Annotated in this window: 19 protein-coding genes; 9 read left to right on the forward strand and 10 right to left on the reverse strand. The window is 67.8% G+C overall.

Annotated elements, in window-relative coordinates; genetic code table 11:
• Positions 1-19: 19 nt before the first annotated feature.
• The 7 genes from ABUE11_RS10345 to ABUE11_RS10375 all read right to left on the reverse strand — a co-directional run bounded on the left by ABUE11_RS10345 (position 20) and on the right by ABUE11_RS10375 (position 4,998).
• Positions 20-463, reverse strand: a complete 444-nt coding sequence (locus ABUE11_RS10345; RefSeq protein WP_367065243.1) for a hypothetical protein — start codon at positions 461-463, stop codon at positions 20-22.
• Positions 464-466: 3 nt separating this feature from the next.
• Positions 467-715, reverse strand: coding sequence for a hypothetical protein (locus ABUE11_RS10350; protein WP_367065244.1), 249 nt, complete (start codon positions 713-715; stop codon positions 467-469).
• Complete coding sequence (locus ABUE11_RS10355; RefSeq protein ID WP_367065245.1) at positions 712-942, reverse strand: hypothetical protein; 231 nt, start codon at positions 940-942, stop codon at positions 712-714. The genes ABUE11_RS10350 and ABUE11_RS10355 overlap by 4 nt, the downstream gene beginning before the upstream one ends.
• A gap of 283 nt (positions 943-1,225) precedes the next feature.
• Complete coding sequence (locus ABUE11_RS10360) at positions 1,226-1,993, reverse strand: hypothetical protein (RefSeq protein WP_367065246.1); 768 nt, start codon at positions 1,991-1,993, stop codon at positions 1,226-1,228.
• A 17-nt stretch (positions 1,994-2,010) separates the two neighbouring features.
• Positions 2,011-2,301, reverse strand: a complete 291-nt coding sequence (locus ABUE11_RS10365; protein WP_367065247.1) for a hypothetical protein — start codon at positions 2,299-2,301, stop codon at positions 2,011-2,013.
• A gap of 942 nt (positions 2,302-3,243) precedes the next feature.
• Positions 3,244-4,449 carry an integrase arm-type DNA-binding domain-containing protein gene (locus tag ABUE11_RS10370; protein ID WP_367065248.1) on the reverse strand — a complete coding sequence of 402 codons (1,206 nt, stop codon included), beginning with the start codon at positions 4,447-4,449 and terminating at the stop codon, positions 3,244-3,246.
• Positions 4,450-4,770: 321 nt separating this feature from the next.
• Positions 4,771-4,998, reverse strand: coding sequence for a hypothetical protein (locus ABUE11_RS10375; protein WP_367065249.1), 228 nt, complete (start codon positions 4,996-4,998; stop codon positions 4,771-4,773).
• Between the two features lie 202 nt (positions 4,999-5,200).
• On the opposite strand from ABUE11_RS10375, the gene ABUE11_RS10380 reads away from it, so the two are divergent.
• Together ABUE11_RS10380 and ABUE11_RS10385 are read left to right on the forward strand one after the other, a co-directional pair.
• Positions 5,201-5,566 (forward strand): CidA/LrgA family protein, encoded by a 366-nt coding sequence (locus ABUE11_RS10380; RefSeq protein WP_367065250.1) that lies wholly within the window; start codon positions 5,201-5,203, stop codon positions 5,564-5,566.
• Positions 5,563-6,279 (forward strand): LrgB family protein, encoded by a 717-nt coding sequence (locus tag ABUE11_RS10385; protein WP_367065251.1) that lies wholly within the window; start codon positions 5,563-5,565, stop codon positions 6,277-6,279. Before ABUE11_RS10380 ends, ABUE11_RS10385 begins: the two co-directional genes overlap by 4 nt.
• A 20-nt stretch (positions 6,280-6,299) precedes the next feature.
• Here the strand turns inward: ABUE11_RS10385 and ABUE11_RS10390 are convergent, their stop codons facing one another.
• Positions 6,300-7,244: a LysR substrate-binding domain-containing protein gene (locus ABUE11_RS10390; protein ID WP_367065252.1), complete on the reverse strand. Its 945-nt coding sequence runs from the start codon at positions 7,242-7,244 to the stop codon at positions 6,300-6,302.
• Positions 7,245-7,401: 157 nt separating this feature from the next.
• On the opposite strand from ABUE11_RS10390, the gene ABUE11_RS10395 reads away from it, so the two are divergent.
• The 5 genes from ABUE11_RS10395 to ABUE11_RS10415 all read left to right on the forward strand — a co-directional run bounded on the left by ABUE11_RS10395 (position 7,402) and on the right by ABUE11_RS10415 (position 12,306).
• Positions 7,402-8,598, forward strand: coding sequence for an acyl-CoA dehydrogenase (locus ABUE11_RS10395; protein WP_367065253.1), 1,197 nt, complete (start codon positions 7,402-7,404; stop codon positions 8,596-8,598).
• 61 nt (positions 8,599-8,659) lie between these two features.
• Positions 8,660-9,913 carry a CaiB/BaiF CoA-transferase family protein gene (locus ABUE11_RS10400; protein WP_367065254.1) on the forward strand — a complete coding sequence of 418 codons (1,254 nt, stop codon included), beginning with the start codon at positions 8,660-8,662 and terminating at the stop codon, positions 9,911-9,913.
• Positions 9,914-9,997: 84 nt separating this feature from the next.
• Positions 9,998-10,966: a tripartite tricarboxylate transporter substrate binding protein BugE gene (locus ABUE11_RS10405; RefSeq protein ID WP_367065255.1), complete on the forward strand. Its 969-nt coding sequence runs from the start codon at positions 9,998-10,000 to the stop codon at positions 10,964-10,966.
• A 160-nt stretch (positions 10,967-11,126) separates the two neighbouring features.
• Entirely contained in the window at positions 11,127-11,639 is a 513-nt protein-coding gene (locus tag ABUE11_RS10410) for a hypothetical protein (RefSeq protein WP_367065256.1), read from the forward strand.
• A gap of 7 nt (positions 11,640-11,646) precedes the next feature.
• Positions 11,647-12,306, forward strand: coding sequence for a DUF4124 domain-containing protein (locus ABUE11_RS10415; RefSeq protein ID WP_367065257.1), 660 nt, complete (start codon positions 11,647-11,649; stop codon positions 12,304-12,306).
• Here ABUE11_RS10415 and ABUE11_RS10420 read toward each other — a convergent pair.
• Complete coding sequence (locus ABUE11_RS10420; protein ID WP_367065258.1) at positions 12,294-13,244, reverse strand: SDR family oxidoreductase; 951 nt, start codon at positions 13,242-13,244, stop codon at positions 12,294-12,296. The genes ABUE11_RS10415 and ABUE11_RS10420 overlap by 13 nt on opposite strands.
• Before the next feature lie 52 nt (positions 13,245-13,296).
• Between ABUE11_RS10420 and ABUE11_RS10425 the strand changes: the two genes are divergently transcribed.
• A complete protein-coding gene (locus ABUE11_RS10425) occupies positions 13,297-14,349 on the forward strand; it encodes a CDP-6-deoxy-delta-3,4-glucoseen reductase (RefSeq protein ID WP_367065259.1) in 1,053 nt (350 codons plus the stop codon).
• Between the two features lie 37 nt (positions 14,350-14,386).
• Positions 14,387-15,358 carry a tripartite tricarboxylate transporter substrate binding protein gene (locus tag ABUE11_RS10430; protein WP_367065260.1) on the forward strand — a complete coding sequence of 324 codons (972 nt, stop codon included), beginning with the start codon at positions 14,387-14,389 and terminating at the stop codon, positions 15,356-15,358.
• A 499-nt stretch (positions 15,359-15,857) separates the two neighbouring features.
• On the opposite strand, the gene folK is transcribed toward ABUE11_RS10430, so the two are convergent.
• The gene (gene folK, locus ABUE11_RS10435; protein ID WP_367068797.1) at positions 15,858-16,313 is read right to left on the reverse strand and encodes a 2-amino-4-hydroxy-6-hydroxymethyldihydropteridine diphosphokinase; all 456 of its coding nucleotides are present in this window, start codon (positions 16,311-16,313) and stop codon (positions 15,858-15,860) included.
• Positions 16,314-16,333: the final 20 nt, after the last annotated feature.

The following is a 16,333-nucleotide window of genomic DNA, read 5'->3' on the forward strand; positions in this document are numbered from 1 at the left end:
ATATCCCTTCGCTGCACGTTCACGATCTTCTCGGCACTTCAACCACGACCCACAACTCGGGCAGGCTCTCAAAGTGATTGACCAGGGCCGCGAGGCAAAGCCCGTAGAAGCTTTTCGGCTGGCTGTAGCTGCGCGCGGCCAGCGCCACGACAGCGCCCAATCGGTACCACTCCGACACGGCCGCGCCGGTCTCCGTTGGTGGGGCACTGAGCAGAACGGCAACACGGTCCGCAACTACTTCCAGCGCCAGCGCGCAACCTAGGTTTGCATCGTCCCATTGCCCCTGGCGATCAAGATCGGCCCGCTCGTCGGCAAGCCGCCGCAGGCTGTGAGCCACCAGGGCAAGCCCCTGCCGGGCCAGCACCAGGGCGGCCGCCTTGCCAAAGATGGGCGATGTGCCAACCTTGTTGACCGGCCCGCGCGCAAGTGCGTCGGGTGCTGTAGGTTTTGCCGTGCGCGCCATAGCTCAGGCCCTCCCCTGCGCCGCATCGCGCGCATCGGCACAGGCCACCAATTCAGCGGCCACGCTGCGCGCTTGCTCGACGGTGAACACCATCCAACATTGCGCCATGTCGCCCATCAATCCCAGATCAATGCGATCACTGTGCAGGCTGGCGCCGATGGTCAAAAACTCACCGCTGGGCAGCGTTGCGGACGACTCGCGCACGCGGCCAAAGTCGCCATCAACGCGACGGGTAAAGGTTATTCCGCTCATGCCGCCCCCCTTTGCAGCAGGACATCAAGGCGGCGCAGCGCGGCCAGGGCCTGCACGGCCTTGCGCATGGCGCTGCGGGTGTTGTCCTGGGGCTCGCGCAGGTAGTGCAGGGCCATGGACAGCGCGTTATGCGCCTCGGCATGCAGTCGAACGGGGTCGTGGGCTGTGGCCAGCTCGGGCCGATGCGGCGCAGCCGTGCGGCTGGCCAGGTGGATCACCATGGACATGGTTTCATGCTCCTTTGCGAGACTTGAAACCACCGGCCACGTTTTGAAGCGCAGCAGGTGGACGGGATGTTCAAAACACGCGCAAAGACGTGCGCCAGGTGTTACCAGACTGGCCATCCCGCCCGAAACCATGAAACACGGCACAGCGCCGTATTTGCAGAAATCCAGACGTGACAAAACCCCGCTGTCGTGGGGGCTGCAACGCTTTGCGAAAAGGTGTTTTGAAGCACCGGGCCTTTCGGCTTGCGCGTAGTGTACGCGGCGCGGGCGCGTAGGGCAAGCGCTATGCGATCTTGCGCCCGTCTCTCACCTTGGTGACGGCGAACGCTGGCGCTGCTTTCTGGTCACGCTTGCGGCCCGCCTTTGTTCTACTGAGAACATTTTCCAGGGCTCTGCGCCCTGCATAGCCAAGTTCCTTCGCCATCGCGTCAAGGGCATCGCTTTTGTTTTGGCCGGCATCCGTCCGTCTACGCAGTTCAGCCTCGAGAATGTCAATCTGATTCCCTCTACCCCAACCACTGCCGCGGTTCGCCTTGCGGTAAGCCACCAGTGCAGGCCAGTCGGCCAAATTGAATGGTGACAAGCCACCAGCCTCGGCAACAGTCCCCCAGCCCCACAGCTCAGCGGCCACAGCGACGAGCACGCATACAGCATCAACGCGCGCCGAAACTTCCGTGTACCCGCGATACTCGCCAATCCAGCCGTTCAGAATCGCATTGCACACGCCTTCAAAACCTAGCAAGCGTGGATCAAGGTCGCGCAGCCCCCCGCGCTCCATGAGCGCCTGAGGACTCAGCATGCTCTGGTCCGGTCGCAGCCGTGTGGCGTATCGCTTCTTGTCGGCAATGAACAGAGTTAGGCCAGATCTGTTTGCGTAGCACAACTTGCCAATGATTTCATCAGCAGCGCGATCCATGGGCCATGCATACCGATGCATCAACCAATCGCGCACATCGGCCAGCCTGGCAAGTTCCCCGCCCTCGCCTTCCTTGGTGCGCATGAAAAACCCACCGCTGTAGAGCCGCCACTCCCCTACGTTGTTACCCTGCATGCCAGCACCTTCCAGCCCTACACCGCATCATCGCCACCACTGTGCGGGGTCAGATAGGCCGCATACAGGCGCGCCAGGTCCTGCACCAACCAGCCCTCTGCCTTGGGGCTGGCAGGCACCAGGGAAGCGGCATGCAGGCGCCGCACGTCCAACAGCAAACCCAGGTGCTGGGGCACCCAGGCGGGTATCTCCACGCCCTCATTGCGCCAGCGGCTGGGGGTGTTGCGATGCAGGCCCGTAGCCCGGCAAAACTCACTCACCTTCCAGCCCAGCGCCGCGAGCGCCGCGTCAAATTCATCAACGGTCATAGATGCGTCCTTCATGGTGTTCGGGATTCTGACACAAAGCCCGTAACGGTGCACAATAAACAAAAGTCGCACCGTATTTAACATAACGCCCGTCGTATTGAATGTGCGATGTGGACAACTTTTGCACCTTACCGGGAAACATGAGTATTCACGCGGGGTTACGACCGTCTGCGTTTTGCTGTTTTTTTCAGCACATCAGCGTAAAAAGTTATCCACAGCGACACATCGCGCATCGTGCACGCGTGTGCATGCACCCCGGAACGCCTTGCACCCTGCACATGCGCCAGACGGCCGGCTGACCGAGGCGCCACGGGGAACCCCTTTTGCGCTCGATTCCGCGCATGTGCGAGAAAGGCCAAAACAGTACGGCCACAAACGAGGCGCCGGGCGAAGGGCGAAGGGCGAAGGGCGACGGGCGACGGGCACAGGTGCCGGGTGCCGGGTGCCGGGTGCCGGGTGCCGGGCGCCGGGCGCCGGGTGCCGGGCGCCGGGCGCAGGTGACGGGCGCAGGTGACGGGCGCAGGTGACGGGCGCAGGTGACGGGCGCAGGTGACGGGCGACGGGTGACGGGCGACGGGTGACGGGCGACGGGTGACGGGTGACGGGTGACGGGTGACGGGTGACGGGTGACGGGTGACGGGTGACGGGTGACGGGTGACGGTCTGAACGGGTCAAATTGGCAAGAATGAGACATATTTTTTTCATAATATGATTTGTTCTCACTCTGTTCTCATTCTGTTCTCACTCTGTTCACATTGGAAATTGCCCGCTAGGCCGCATGAATCCTTGATTCTTGGGTTTGTTCTCACTGTCTCACCAAAAATCAACGCCTACGCCAGGTGAAGGCCGCTGAAACAGGCGCACGGGCATAAAAAAACCGCCCGGCTGGCATGCAGCGGGGCGGGCGATGGGTGTTGTTCTGGGGCCTGCGTCGTCGCGTGTTCAGGCCGCGCGCTGGGGGAATGGAACCACGTTGCCGGCCTTGCGGCCTTCCAGGTAATCCGCCCACCACTGCATCAACCTGGCGCGTTCATCCATGTAGGTGCTCCGGTGATAGGCCGCTCGAATCTTGTTGCGCTCCACGTGTGCCAACTGGCGCTCAATCACGTCAGGGTTCCAACCGCACTCGTTCGCCACCGTGGAAAACAGTGCCCGGAACCCGTGGGCTGTGGCCGTGTACTTGTAACCCATGCGCGCCATAGCCGAGTTGAAGGTGTTTTCGCTTAGGGGCTTGCTGGGATAGGTAGGGCTTGGAAACACAAGGTCCCGATGCCCGCTCAGGGGCTGCATGACCTCCAACACCCCAAGGGCCTGGCGTGACAACGGTACGCGGTGTTCGCTGCGCATCTTCATGCGATCGGCGGGGATGACCCACAGCGCCGCCGCCAGGTCGAATTCTGCCCAGCGGGCGCCGCGCACCTCGCCCGGCCGGGCGGCCGTCAGCATGACCATGCGCAGGGCCTGTACCGTGGTGGGCTCGCCCTCATAGGCATCCAGCTTCGCCAGGAACGCGGGCAGCTCGGCAGGCGCCAGGGCGGCGCGGTGTTGCACCTCGCGGGGCTTGAGGATTTCAGCGGGCACCAAGTCAAGCATTGGGTTCGCCTCTATCCGCTCATGCGTGACGGCCCAGCGGTAGATAGCCTTTACCCGCTGCAACACGCGGCCCGCCTGGTCTCCCGCCCCCCGCGCCTCGATCTTCTTCACCATGGACATAACCTCGCCGGGCTTGATGCTTGCCATGGGGCGCGCTCCCAGGGTCGGGAATACATCCGCCTCCAGCGATGCGCGAATACGGCAGGCGGTTTCCGCCTCCCAGCGGCTGGCCTGGTGCTTCATCCAATCGGCGGCTACGGCCTGCAAGGTATTGGCCGACTCATGAGCAACCCTTGCCCTATCGGCCTTGCGTTGCTGGCCCGGGTCGTCGCCAGCCTGTAGCGCCTCGCGTGCAGCCGCTGCCAGGGCTCGGGCGTCCCTCAGGCCCACGGCGGGATACACGCCAAACGCCATGCGCTTCTCCTTGCCGCCAAACCTGTATTTCAGTCGCCAGTACTTCCCGCCCGCCCTTGTGAGTTCCAGGTACAGCCCGGCGCCGTCAAAGTATTTGCCGGGCTCGGTCAGTGTTCGGATCTTGGCATCAGTCAACTTCATGGGGGGTATCCTCGACAGTTTGGGGGCATATTTGGGGGCACATTTCGCCCGGGCTCAGACACTATCAAGGATCCATGCGGGTTTCAAGGCATAGTTTGGAAACGGCCCCGGCACCATACAGAAGGCCGCACAGTCCACAGAACTGCGCGGCCTTTTTTGTGGCCTGCACGCGGCCCCGACCTCACATGGCGTAGGGCGGCTTGTCCGCCGGCTCGGGCGGCGGCGCCGGCACATCGGGCTCCACGGGCGGCTCGGCCGGCTCGGCCGGCTGACGGTGGCTGGATGCGGGCTGTGCACGCATGGTCGGCAGCCCCCGGCCCATCAATTGTCCTGGCGCCGGATCAGCTTGCGCCCCATGTCGGTGATCTTGAAGACACCGGCCGCCGATTTCTCGATGTAGCCCCATTCGAGCAGGCGCCCGGACAGGTGATGCTTGAGCGCGTCCGGCACGGCAATCGCCTCGCCCATTTCAAGCTGCTTGAGGGTGGCGATCTCGTCCACCGTGGGTTCGAAGGTGGGTGCGTGGTACATGGGCTGGGCAGTGGCCATGATGTGTTCTCCTTCTGTGCTTGGATGATGTGGCAGCCCATGCGTTCCAGCAACAACACCTGCAGGTCAGGCGCCACGCACGTCAGGGTATTGCGGCTGGGCGCAGACCGCAAGCGGCCAATCACCCGGGAAGTCGCCATGTCTTGCCGCATGGGCCATGATCGCAGCCCCTTCATGGCCCATTCGGGGTACATCTGCTCTCATGCTCTACGCCTTCACCGCCCTCCTCGCCTTCCAGCTGCTTGGCGAACTCCTGGTGCGCCTGCTGCGCCTGCCTCTGCCCGGCGCGCTGGCGGGCATGCTGCTGTTGCTCGCCGCCCTGGTACTGGGGGGACGGGTGCCGCACGCGCTCGAGCAGACGGCCAGCGTCCTGCTGCGCAACATGATGCTGCTGTTCATTCCCGCGGTCGCCGGGGTGATGCTGCACTTTGACCGCATCGCACGCGAATGGCTGCCCTTTCTGCTCGCCTGCATTGCAGGCGCGGCCATCACGCTGGTGGTCACGGCCTGGACGCTGCGCCGCCTGCTGCACGGGGCGCCGTCAGGCGACGCGCCCGAGGGGCGATGATGGCCACATCATCCGCCCTCGGCCCCTGGCTGGCCGCGTCGCCCCTGCCCTGGCTGCTGCTGACGCTGCTGGCCTATGCGGCCGCGCTGGCGCTGTACCGGCGCAGCGGCGCCCATCCGCTGCTGATTCCGGTGTTCACGGCGGTCGTGCTCATCGTCGCCGTGCTGCTGGCCACGGGCACCCCCTACGCCACCTATCGCGAGGGCGTGGAGCTTTTGAGCTTTCTGATCGGCCCGGCCACGGTGGCGCTGGCCTTACCCCTGTATGAGCAGCGCCAGCGCATACGCGCCATGTGGCGGCCCCTGTGCCTGGCACTGCTGGCCGGCTGCAGCGCGGCCATTGTCTCGGCTGTGGGCATCGCCTGGGCGCTGGGCGCGTCGATGGACACGCTGCTGTCGCTCGCGCCGAAGTCCGCCACCATGCCCATCGCCCTGCCCGTGGCCGAGCGCCTGGGCGGGCTGCCTTCGTTCGCTGCCGTGGCCGTTGCCATCACGGGCATTGCGGGCGCCGTGCTGGCCGATCCGCTGCTGCGCCTGTTGCGCGTGCAGGACCCGGCCGTGCGCGGCTTTGCCGTGGGCCTCACGGCCCATGCCATCGGCACGGCGCGCGAGCTGCAGACCCACCCTGCCGCGGGCGCCTTTGCGGCGCTGGCCATGGGATTGAACGGCGTGGCAACTGCCGTGCTGGTGCCGCTCTTCGTAGCCTGGCTGTAGTTGCCCAGGCAGACCGACCGCTACCCCGTGGCCGCCATGTCCCTGAGCCAGTCGGCAAACGCCTGCAGCACCGGCGGCGGATGCTGCGCCGGGGTGATGAGGTAGTAGCCGCGCTCGCCGCGCAGCGGCTTTTGGCAGGCCACGACGAGCTCGCCGCGCGCCATCTCGGCCTCGATGAGCATGGGCGGCATCAGCGCCACGCCCAGGCCGTGCGCCGCCGCCACGGCCGTCATCGAGAACAGCTCGTAGCGAGGCCCGTCGAGCGCGCGCGGCGCATCCTGCACGCCCATGGCGTCGAACCATTGGCGCCAGCCATGGGGCCGCGTGCTTTGCTGGATCAAAGGCAGCCGCGCGAGCACCTGCGGCGCCACGCCCTGGTGCGCGCGCCCGGTACCGCGCGGCATGCCCGAGAGCTGCGCGGCCTGCTCCAGCAGGCGCGGACTGCAGACCGGCAGCACGTCCTCGGGCATCAGGAGCTGGGCCTGCACGCCGGGCCAGTTGGCCACCTGCTCGGGCGTACCGGCGTAGAGCGCGGCGTCAAAGCCCGTGTCGCTGAACAAAAAGGGCCGTGTCTGCGTCTCGATATGCACCACGATCTCGGGGTGGCGCTCGGCCAAGAGCGGCAGGCGCGGGATCAGCCAGCGCGTGGCAAAGGTCGCCACGGCCGCGAGCGACAGCGCTCCGCCATGGCCCTGGTGCGCCATCACGTCCAGCGTGTCCTGCTCCAGCCCCTGCAGCCGGCGCGCAACCTGGCGCGCGTAGTGCCGCCCCGCGGGCGTGAGCAGCACGCCGTGGCGCGTGCGCCGAAACAGCTGCACACCCAGCTGGTCCTCGAGCGCCAGGATCTGGCGCGACACCGCGCTCTGCGTGAGCGCGAGCTCCTGCGCCGCGCGCGTATAGCTCTCGTGCCGCGCCGCGGCCTCGAAGCAGGCCAGGGCCTGGGTGGATGGCAGATGTCTTCGCATGGGCACATCTTAGTCAGATATTCATCCTACTCATTTCTGGATGCGAATTACTCGCTTGCACCGCGGCATATCACGGGGATACGATGCCACCCATGCCGATGCCATGCCTGCAATGCATGCATCCCTTTTCGTCAACCGCACTCACACCGGAGACACCATGACCCGCGCAGCCTTCCAATGGGACGACCCCTTCCACCTCGACCAGCAGCTCACGGACGATGAGCGCGCCATCCGTGACGCCGCCCACGCCTACTGCCAGGACAAGCTCGCACCCCGCGTGCAGGACATGTTCCGCCACGAGAAGACCGACATCACCATCTTCCGCGAGATGGGCGAGCTCGGCCTGCTTGGCCCGACCATCCCCACCCAATACGGCGGGGCCGGCCTGAACTACGTGAGCTACGGCCTGGTGGCGCGCGAGATCGAGCGCGTGGACTCGGGCTACCGCTCCATGGCGTCCGTGCAGTCGTCCCTGGTCATGGTGCCGATCAACGAGTTCGGCTCCGAGGCGCAGAAGCAGAAATACCTGCCCAAGCTGGCATCGGGCGAATACATCGGCTGCTTCGGCCTGACCGAGCCCGACCATGGCTCCGACCCCGGCAGCATGGCCACGCGGGCCTACAAGGTCGATGGCGGCTACCGCCTCAAGGGCAACAAGATGTGGATCACCAACAGCCCCGTGGCCGACGTGTTCGTGGTCTGGGCCAAGGAGGTCGAGGCATCCGGCACCGTGGGCCAGATCCGCGGCTTCATCCTCGACAAGGGCATGAAGGGCCTGTCGGCCCCGGCCATCCACGGCAAGGTGGGCCTGCGCGCGTCCATCACCGGCGAGATCGTCATGGACGACGTGTTCGTGCCCGAGGAAAACGCCTTCCCCGAGATCCGTGGCTTGAAGGGCCCGTTCACGTGCCTCAACAGCGCACGCTTTGGCATCGCCTGGGGCGCCATGGGCGCGGCCGAGTTCTGCTGGCACACGGCACGCCAGTACACGCTGGACCGCAAGCAGTTCGGCCGCCCGCTGGCCGCCAACCAGCTCATCCAGAAGAAGCTGGCCGACATGCAGACCGAGATCACCCTGGGCCTGCAGGCCGCGCTGCGCGTGGGCCGCATGAAGGACGAGCACCAGAACGTGGTCGAGATCACGTCCCTCATCAAGCGCAACAACTGCGGCAAGGCCCTGGACATCGCCCGCCTGGCGCGCGACATGATGGGCGGCAACGGCATCAGCGACGAGTTCGGCGTGGCGCGCCACTTGGTGAACCTGGAGGTGGTCAACACCTACGAGGGCACGCACGACGTGCACGCCCTCATCCTGGGCCGCGCCCAGACCGGCATTGCGGCCTTCGCCAACTGATAAAAAACCATAGCTTCCCGCGCTTGTCACACAAGCGCTGGAGGCACTTTTTATTCAAATCATGAGCACAGCATCCACCGGCGCGCTGGCAGGCATCAAGGTGCTGGACCTGTCGCGCGTGCTGGCCGGCCCCTGGTGCACCCAGATGCTGGCCGATCTGGGCGCGGACGTGGTCAAGGTCGAGCGCCCCGCGGCCGGCGACGACACGCGCCACTGGGGCCCGCCGTTCCTGAAGGACGACGCGGGCAACGACACGCGCGAGGCCAGCTACTTCACCGCCTGCAACCGCAACAAGCGCAGCATCACCGTGGACATGGCCCACCCCGAGGGCCAGGCGCTGCTGCGCCGCATGGCGGCCGAGGCCGACGTGGTGGTGGAGAACTTCAAGGTCGGCGGCCTGGCCCAATACGGCCTGGACTACGCCAGCCTCAAGGACCTGAACCCGCGCCTGGTCTACTGCTCCATCACCGGCTTCGGCCAGGACGGCCCCTACGCCGAGCGCGCCGGCTACGACCTGATGGTGCAGGCCGCCTGCGGCCTCATGAGCATCACCGGCCATGCCGACGGCACGCCCGGCGGCGGCCCGCTCAAGGTCGGCGTGGCCGTGGTCGACGTGTTCACGGGCCTGTACGCCAGCAACGCCATCCTGGCCGCGCTGAATGCCCGTGACAACGCGCGCAGCGGCAGCGGCCAGGGCCAGTACATCGACATGGCGCTGCTGGACGTGGGCATGGCCGTGCTCGCCAACCAGGCCGCGGGCTTTCTCGCCACGGGCCAGGCACCGGGCCGCGCCGGCAACATCCACCCCAGCCTGGCGCCCTACCAGGACTTCGCGACGAGCGACGGCAACGTGCTGCTGGCCATTGGCAACGACGGGCAGTTCGCACGCTTTTGCGCCGCCGTCGGCCACGAGGCCTGGGCCCGCGATGAGCGCTTTGCGACCAACACCGCACGCGTGCGCCACCGCGGCGCACTGCTCGCGCTGATGGAACCGCTCATGCGCACGCGCGCCACCGCCGACTGGATCGCGCTGCTCGAGGACAAGGCCGTGCCCTGTGGACCCATCAACACCATCGCCCAGGCCTTCGACGACCCGCAGGTGCGCGCGCGCGGCCTGCGCGTGGACCTGCCGCGCACGGCCGGCGACGGCATTGCCAGCGTGGCCACCGTGGCCAACCCCATGCGCCTGTCGGCCACACCCGTCAGCTACCGCAGCGCGCCGCCTGGCCTGGGGCAGCACACCGACGAGGTGCTGCGCGAGCTGGGCCTGAGCCCCGGCGCCATCGCCGAGCTCAGGGCGCAGCGGGCGATTTGATTTCTTCGCGCCGGCCAGCCGGCGCCCCAACCCGCCGTCACCGGCATTACAGTGCTCGCACATTTCACAACAGGAGACAAAAGCATGATCCGTCGCAGCGCCCTCACCCTGGGCCTTTTGGCCTTGCTGGGCAGCGCCGCCCACGCGCAGTCGGGCTACCCCAACAAACCCATCCGCCTGCTGGTGCCGTTTGCCGCAGGCGGCACCACGGACCTGATCGCCCGCGTCATCGCAGAGCCCCTGGGCCGTGAGCTCGGTCAGCCCGTGGTGGTGGAGAACAAGGGCGGTGGCGGCGGCGCCATCGGCGCGGCCGAGACGGCGCGCGCCGCACCCGACGGCTACAACCTGGGCGTGGCCACCGTCTCCACCACGGCGACCAACCCGGCGATCAACCCCAAGATTCCCTACAACGTGTTCACCGACTTCACGCCCGTCGTGAACATCGCCGCCACGCCCAACGTGATTGCCGCCAACCCGCAGTTCGCGGGCAAGGACTACAAGGCCTTCCTCGCCGAGGTCAAGAAGAATCCCGGCAAGTACTCGTTCGGCTCACCCGGCACCGGCAGCATCGGCCACCTGATGATGGAAATGTTCATGCTGGAGACGGGCACACAGATCACCCATGTGCCCTACCGCGGCTCGGGCCCGGCCCTGAACGACGCCGTGGCCGGACAGATTCCGCTGACCTTCGACAACCTGCCCTCGGCCCTGCCATTCATCAAGGACAAGCGCCTCACCGCCCTCGTGGTGGCCGCGCCCCAGCGCCTGGCCGTGCTGCCGGACGTGCCGACGCTGGCCGAGGAAGGCCTGCCCAACGTGAACCGCATGGCCTACTACGGCATCGTCGGCCCCAAGGGCCTGCCCAAGGACATCGTGAACAAGGTCAACGCCGCCGTGCACAAGGTGCTCAAGGACCCCGCGGTGCGCAAGCGCATCGAGGACACGGGCTCGCTCATCGTCGCCGACACGCCCGAGAAGTTCGCCCAGGAGATCAAGGCAGAGTACCAGGCTTACAAGAACGTCGTCGACAAGCAAAAGCTCACCCTGGACTGACCTCCATGCCCACAGCGGGGCCCCGGCGCAGGACACAACAGGACACAATATTGAAGGCCGCGCAAAACCTGTCGCAACAGGTGGCGACCGGTCAACCAATTGGCACGGCGGCGCGTCTCACAACGACGAGCCCCTGTTTGTGATGGCAACGGAGATGTCCATGCCCCTGTTTCGACAGCCCCTGCTGCGCCTCGCCGCAATCTGCGCCCCCGGCCTTCTGGCCGCGGGCTGCGTGGCGCTGCCCGGCGATCCGTACTATGGCGACGGCGCATATGGCGGCTACGGCGGCCATTCCGGCGGCTATTACGGTGGCGTCTCCTCGTCGATCACGGTGTACGAGCAGCCCGGCGTGATCTACACGCCTCCCCCTCTGGGCTGGCGCGCCTACCCACCGCCGCCGCGCGGCTGGCGTGAGGACGCCTGGCGCGAACGCCAGTGGCGCGAGGCCCAGCGCCACCGGCACAACGAGCACCGCCATGATGACGGCCGCTGGGAGGGGCACCGCCCGCAGGGGGGCGAGCCCCCGCGTGGCGAGGCACAGCGCCCGCAGAGACCCCGCCCCAATCTCTGGCAAGGCCAGCGCCCCGAGCGCCCCGATCGCGAACCCCAGGGCCAGCGCCCCCCGCAGGGCATCAGGCTCGTGCCGGGCGGGCCGCGCCCCGATTGGCGCTGAGACCCGCATGGCCGCCCCTGCCATCCACCGCATGAATGCCCCGACACCACGCCGCATGACGCTTGGCCTGGGCCTGCTCTTGGTCGCGTGCTGCGCCCTGCCGGCCGCGGCCCAGGTGGTGCGCTGCACCGACCCCGTGACCGGCGGCGTGACCTACACCGATGGTGGCTGCCCACGCGGCGACGCGGCCCGCGAGGTCGAGCCGCGCAGGAGCCCGCAGGACATCGCCCAGGAACGCGCCCAGGCGGCCGAGGCCCTGCAGCGCAAGCATGAGCGCCAGTTGTTCGAGGCCGAGCAGCGCCGCGCGTCGCAGCAGGCCGAGCGCGCGGCCGCACACACACGCCCGCACAACGACCCCTCCCAGTCCATCGAATGCCGCCAGGCGCGCCAGAACCTTCAAGACGTGCTGGCCACGCTGGGGCGTGGCATGTATGACGAACAGTCGCGGCTCGATGCGGCCCAGCGCCAGACGGACCTGGCCTGCCTCAGCCCCGCCGACTACGCCAGGGCCGAGCAGCGGCGCGGCTACCAGCCCGCACAACCGCCGTACTACGGCCCGCCCGTGGTGGTCGTGCCGCCGCGCCCGGCCCCACCGCCGCGGCGCGACATCGTCAACTGCAACGTGTTTCGCTGCTACGACGGCAAGGGCAACGTCTACCCGCGCTGATCGGGCGCGGCAGTCAATCCCTCGCGCACCGTGGGGTAGCGCAGCACGAGGCGCAGCTCGCGCGCCATGCGCGTGGTGACCAGGCGGCGCGACTCGCCCATGAAGCTCAGCAGCGACAGCGGCAGCAGCTCCTGCGCCTGGCTGCGCAGCACGCGCGGGGGGCGCGGCAGGCCGTACAGATCGGCCGCCAGGTCGAAGTAGTCGCCCATCTTCATCTGGCTGTCGTCGGCCACGTTGTAGATGCGCTGGGGGCGCCCCCGCCACAGGGCCAATTGGCAGGCGCGCGCCAGGTCGTCGGCGTGGATGTGGTTGGTGTAGACATCGTCGGGCGCGGCCAGCACGGGTGTTGCGCGGCGCAGGCGCGCCTCGGGCGTGCCGCCCTCGCGGTCCGGCGCATAGATGCCGGGCACGCGCAGAATGCTCACGCGCACACCCGCGCGCCCCAGGTGGCGCATGGCGGCCTCGGCGTTCGCGCGGCGCTGGGCGCGCGGCGTGGCCGGCGCCAGGGGGCGCGACTCGGCCACCCAGTCTCCCGCGCAGTCGCCATACACGCCGCTGGTGGAGGCATAGACCAGCGCCCGCGGCAGCTGGCGCCGGCGCAGGGCCTGCGCCAGCGCCTGGCTGCGCGGGTCCAGCCACCAGTGCGGGCCCACCTCCTTCTGGCCCGGTGGCGGCGCCAGGTGCAGCACGCGCGTGGCCAGGCCCGCCAGGCGCGCGAGCGTGGCCGCGTCGTCCAGATTGCCCAGGAGCGCCGTGATGCCCGCGGCGCGCAGCTCGGGCAAGCGCGCGGGGGTGGAGGTCAGCGCGAGTACGCGCGGGCCGCGCGGACCCTGGCCACGCGCCACGCGCAGGCCCACGTCGCCGCAGCCGATGATGAGCAGGCGCTGGCGCCGAAAGCGCGCCGGTAATGCGCCGAGAGGGTTTTGGTTTGAGGGCAAAATCGGTCGCTTTGCTTATAGCCAGACAACGCCCCCGAGGATACCCACTGTCATGACCAGCGCCGAGACCGCATTCCAGATCAGCGTACAGCCCAGCGGCCGCAGCTTCGAGGCCCAGGCCGGCGAGGCCATCCTCACGGCCGCGATCCGCAGCGGCGTGGGCCTGCCCTACGGCTGCAAGGATGGCGCCTGCGGCTCATGCAAATGCAGAAAGCTGAGCGGATCCGTGGTGCATGGCGAGCACCAGCACAAGGCGCTGAGCGTCGAGGAAGAAGAGGCGGGCTACGTGCTCACCTGCTGCGCCAGGCCCCTGACCGACGTGGTGCTCGAATCGCGCCAGGTGACGGACGAGAGCGCCTACCCCATCCGCAAGCTGCCCGTACGCGTCAGCACCCTCACGCGCCTTTCGCCCGACGTGATGCAGCTGCGCCTGCAGCTGCCGGCGCATGACATCTTCCGCTACCACGCGGGCCAGTACATGGAATTCATCCTGCGTGACGGCAGCCGCCGCGCCTATTCGATGGCCACGGCGCCGCACCACCAGGAGGCCGCGCCCGGCGTGGAGCTGCACATACGCCACATGCCGGGAGGCAAGTTCACAACCCATGTGTTCGGCGCCCTCAAGGAGAAGGAAATCCTGCGCGTGGAGGGGCCGTTCGGCAGCTTCTACCTGCGCGAGGACTCGGACAAGCCCATGATCTTCCTGGCCTCGGGCACGGGCTTTGCGCCCATCAAGGCGCTGATCGAGCACATGCAGCACAAGGCCATCGCGCGCCCCGCCACGCTCTACTGGGGTGGGCGCCGTCCGCACGACCTGTACATGGACGCCTGGGTGCGCGAGCGCCTGGCCGAGATGCCGCAGCTGTGCTACGTGCCCGTGGTCTCCGACGCCCTGCCCGAGGACGGCTGGACGGGCCGCACGGGCTTTGTGCACCAGGCCGTGATGGACGACTTTGCCGATCTCTCCGGCCACCAAGTCTATGCCTGCGGCGCGCCCATCGTGGTCGACTCGGCGCGCGTGGCCTACAGCGCCGAGCGCGGCCTGCCACCCGAGGAGTTCTACGCCGACGCCTTCACCTCCGAGGCCGACAAGCATGGCGGCTGACGCGCCGCCCACCATTTTTTCATCACCCGCACCATCCATGAACCGCAGACGCCACCTTCTCTCGCTCGCCGCCCTGGGCGCGGCCCTTGCAAGCCCGCTCAGCCACGCACAGGACGGCCCCATCCGTCTCATCGTGCCCTACGCGCCGGGCGGGCCGCTGGACGTGACCTCGCGCGTCCTGGCCGAGCGCGTGCGCGACGCACTGGGAACCGTGGTGGTGGACAACAAGGCCGGCGCGGGCGGCAACATCGGCGCCGACCTCGTGGCCAAGGCCGCGCCGGACGGGCTGACCATTGGCATCGCTGCCACGGCCACGCATGCCGTCAACCCCTGGCTCTTCAGCCGCGTGCCCTATGACGCGGCCAAGGACTTTGCCGGCATCACGCAGATGGTGCGCGTGCCCAACGTGCTCGTGGTCAACGCCGCACGCGCCGAGCAGCTCAAGATCCACAGCGTGCAGGATCTGATCGCCTACGCGCGCGCCAATCCGGGCAAGCTCAACTACGGCAGCGGCGGCAACGGCAGCGCCGGCCATCTGGCGGGCGAGATGTTCAAGCAGAAGGCCGGCATCTTCGCGCTGCACATCCCCTACCGGGGCGCCAGCCCCGCGCAGCTGGCACTGCTGGCCGGCGAGGTGGACTTCAACTTCGACAACCTGGCCGCCGCGGCGCCCAACATCAAGGCAGGCAAGCTCAAGGCCCTGGCCGTGACCTCGCTCGCCGCGAGCCCCATGCTGCCCGGCGTGCCGCCGCTGTCGAACAGCTTCAAGGGCTTTGCCATCGACACCTGGTGGGGCCTGGTGGCGCCCGCGGGCACGCCCAAGCCCGTGATCGCCAGACTCAACAAGGCCTTCACCGACGCACTCAAGACCCCCGAGACCAAGACCCGCTTCGAGGCCCTGATGGCCGAGCCCGTGGCCACGACGCCCGAACAGTTCGACGCCTTCATGGCCGCCGAGCGCGCCAAGTACCAGCAGGTGGTGAAGGCCTCGGGCGCCAAGGTCGACTGAGGATTCCATCCGACACGCGCCCGCCGTCATCCCCACGCAGGAACGACATCCCGGACATTGATCCGGGACGGGGATCCACGGCGGCGACGAATGAATCGACTGGGATGTGCTCCTGGATCCCCGCATGCGCGGGGATGACGGGGTCGGCGGCGCCAGGCGGGTCACGCGAATCCATCGTTGCCGCAGTTGAATACAAAATTGATAGCTGTTCGCGCTTGATACACGGGGGCTTCCATCCCAGACGACCGCCGTCATCCCCGCGCATGCGGGGATCCACAGCAGCGACGAACACATGGCGCGGGGCTGGCCTCTGGATCCCCGCCTGCGCGGGGATGACGGACTCGGCGGTGCCAGGCCCCGTGGTCACGCGAATCGATCGCGGCCGCTGTGGGCAATAAAAATGCCAGCTGTCTGCGCTTAGCCTACGGTCGTTTTCATCTGATTGTCAGCGGAAACTGGCTACTGACAAGTGCAAAGCGCTGTGAATCCGTGAGCACCCTCAACACCACCAGGCCGGTGCCAGCACCCGCTCTATGCGCTGATCGGCCACGGCGGCAAGCCGTGTGGCGTCCACCATGGCGGGCGCCAGCTCGGCCAGGGGTTGGAGCACAAAGGCGCGCTCGTTCATGCGCGGGTGGGGCACGGTGAGCTCGGCACCCTCGAGGCGCAGGTCGCCGTAGAGCAGCAGATCCAGGTCCAGCGTGCGCGGCGCGTTGCGGTAGGGGCGCTCGCGCCCGGCGGCCTGCTCCAGGGCCTGCAGCGCGTGCAGCAGCGCGAGCGGCGCAAGGCGGGTCTGCAGCACGGCCACGGCGTTGAGATAGTCCGGCCCGCCCGCGTCCACGGGGGCGCTGCGGTACAGCGACGAGACCTGGCTGACCTGCGTGTCCGGCAACGCGGCCATGGCCTGCACGGCGCCGCGCAGGGCGGCGCGTGCGTCACCGAGGTTGGCGCCCATCCCTATCCAGGCCGTGACGC

Source organism: Oryzisolibacter sp. LB2S (assembly GCF_040732315.1).
Classification (GTDB): Bacteria; Pseudomonadota; Gammaproteobacteria; order Burkholderiales; family Burkholderiaceae_C; genus Alicycliphilus; species Alicycliphilus soli.

Excerpts from the sequence above, each read along its gene's own strand:
- ABUE11_RS10345 (WP_367065243.1), bottom strand. The coding sequence starts at position 463 with ATGGCGCGCACGGCAAAACCTACAGCACCCGACGCACTTGCGCGCGGG.
- ABUE11_RS10350 (WP_367065244.1), bottom strand. The coding sequence starts at position 715 with ATGAGCGGAATAACCTTTACCCGTCGCGTTGATGGCGACTTTGGCCGC.
- ABUE11_RS10355 (WP_367065245.1), bottom strand. The coding sequence starts at position 942 with ATGTCCATGGTGATCCACCTGGCCAGCCGCACGGCTGCGCCGCATCGG.
- ABUE11_RS10360 (WP_367065246.1), bottom strand. The coding sequence starts at position 1,993 with ATGCAGGGTAACAACGTAGGGGAGTGGCGGCTCTACAGCGGTGGGTTT.
- ABUE11_RS10365 (WP_367065247.1), bottom strand. The coding sequence starts at position 2,301 with ATGACCGTTGATGAATTTGACGCGGCGCTCGCGGCGCTGGGCTGGAAG.
- ABUE11_RS10370 (WP_367065248.1), bottom strand. The coding sequence starts at position 4,449 with ATGAAGTTGACTGATGCCAAGATCCGAACACTGACCGAGCCCGGCAAA.
- ABUE11_RS10375 (WP_367065249.1), bottom strand. The coding sequence starts at position 4,998 with ATGGCCACTGCCCAGCCCATGTACCACGCACCCACCTTCGAACCCACG.
- ABUE11_RS10380 (WP_367065250.1), top strand. The coding sequence starts at position 5,201 with ATGCTCTACGCCTTCACCGCCCTCCTCGCCTTCCAGCTGCTTGGCGAA.
- ABUE11_RS10385 (WP_367065251.1), top strand. The coding sequence starts at position 5,563 with ATGATGGCCACATCATCCGCCCTCGGCCCCTGGCTGGCCGCGTCGCCC.
- ABUE11_RS10390 (WP_367065252.1), bottom strand. The coding sequence starts at position 7,244 with ATGCGAAGACATCTGCCATCCACCCAGGCCCTGGCCTGCTTCGAGGCC.
- ABUE11_RS10395 (WP_367065253.1), top strand. The coding sequence starts at position 7,402 with ATGACCCGCGCAGCCTTCCAATGGGACGACCCCTTCCACCTCGACCAG.
- ABUE11_RS10400 (WP_367065254.1), top strand. The coding sequence starts at position 8,660 with ATGAGCACAGCATCCACCGGCGCGCTGGCAGGCATCAAGGTGCTGGAC.
- ABUE11_RS10405 (WP_367065255.1), top strand. The coding sequence starts at position 9,998 with ATGATCCGTCGCAGCGCCCTCACCCTGGGCCTTTTGGCCTTGCTGGGC.
- ABUE11_RS10410 (WP_367065256.1), top strand. The coding sequence starts at position 11,127 with ATGCCCCTGTTTCGACAGCCCCTGCTGCGCCTCGCCGCAATCTGCGCC.
- ABUE11_RS10415 (WP_367065257.1), top strand. The coding sequence starts at position 11,647 with ATGGCCGCCCCTGCCATCCACCGCATGAATGCCCCGACACCACGCCGC.
- ABUE11_RS10425 (WP_367065259.1), top strand. The coding sequence starts at position 13,297 with ATGACCAGCGCCGAGACCGCATTCCAGATCAGCGTACAGCCCAGCGGC.
- ABUE11_RS10430 (WP_367065260.1), top strand. The coding sequence starts at position 14,387 with ATGAACCGCAGACGCCACCTTCTCTCGCTCGCCGCCCTGGGCGCGGCC.
- folK (WP_367068797.1), bottom strand. The coding sequence starts at position 16,313 with ATGGGCGCCAACCTCGGTGACGCACGCGCCGCCCTGCGCGGCGCCGTG.